General features: G+C 68.7%; 2 protein-coding genes. Both read left to right on the top strand.

What is annotated here, in order from left to right:
• A partial coding sequence (locus X803_RS22215) for a hypothetical protein (protein WP_026544713.1) occupies nucleotides 1–342 on the top strand: 342 nt, incomplete at its 5' end.
• Between the two features lie 269 nt (nucleotides 343–611).
• Nucleotides 612–839: a hypothetical protein gene (locus tag X803_RS0107880; RefSeq protein ID WP_026544712.1), complete on the top strand. Its 228-nt coding sequence runs from the start codon at nucleotides 612–614 to the stop codon at nucleotides 837–839.
• Nucleotides 840–988: the final 149 nt, after the last annotated feature.

Genomic DNA, 988 nt, shown 5'->3' with positions numbered 1-988 from the left:
GCGCAGGCCTCAGCCCGCAGCGGTGCCCAGCCGCCTCCGCCGCCGCCTCCGCCGCCCGCAAACAACGGGCCCTGGCCCATCACCGGCGGCGGGCAGCTGAGCTCGCGCAGCTGCATGGACCCGGCCAACGGAACCAACTGGACCGGCAGCGGCTGCATCGGGAACCACTGGCTCTATGCGGGCGAGACCATGCAGTCCAACTGCTACATCACCCGGTCCAGCGGCACCTGGTACCGCCAGCAGTCCGGGCCCAACACCGACGCCAACAACAACGGACTGTTCCTGAAGGGCATCCACACCACCCGGGGAACCAACCCGCCGTCCGGCATGCCGCGATGCTGAAGCCCCGGGCAGGGTCCTGAAACACCCGTCCTCCCATGGGTACCGGTGCCCATGGGAGGACGGCCCGCCACGCTATAGACTTTCCACGGCGCCGCTACTGGTCGAGGCGCCCTTTCCCGGGGGACAGCAACACTCATGAAACGTGGTCTTGACCGCCGCAGGCGCGCCATCGTGTCCGGCACGGCGCTCGCGGTGGCGGGCCTCCGCCGCCCGCAAACAACGGGCCCTGGCCCATCACCGGCGGCGGGCAGCTGAGCTCGCGCAGCTGCATGGACCCGGCCAACGGAACCAACTGGACCGGCAGCGGCTGCATCGGGAACCACTGGCTCTATGCGGGCGAGACCATGCAGTCCAACTGCTACATCACCCGGTCCAGCGGCACCTGGTACCGCCAGCAGTCCGGGCCCAACACCGACGCCAACAACAACGGACTGTTCCTGAAGGGCATCCACACCACCCGGGGAACCAACCCGCCGTCCGGCATGCCGCGATGCTGAAGCCCCGGGCAGGGTCCTGAAACACCCGTCCTCCCATGGGTACCGGTGCCCATGGGAGGACGGCCCGCCACGCTATAGACTTTCCACGGCGCCGCTACTGGTCGAGGCGCCCTTTCCCGGGGGACAGCAACACTCATGAAACGTGGTCT

This window comes from Arthrobacter sp. 35/47, from assembly GCF_000520475.1.
GTDB classification, from domain to species: domain Bacteria; phylum Actinomycetota; class Actinomycetes; order Actinomycetales; family Micrococcaceae; genus Arthrobacter_D; species Arthrobacter_D subterraneus.
This window is presented reverse-complemented; position numbering and strand designations above follow the sequence as displayed.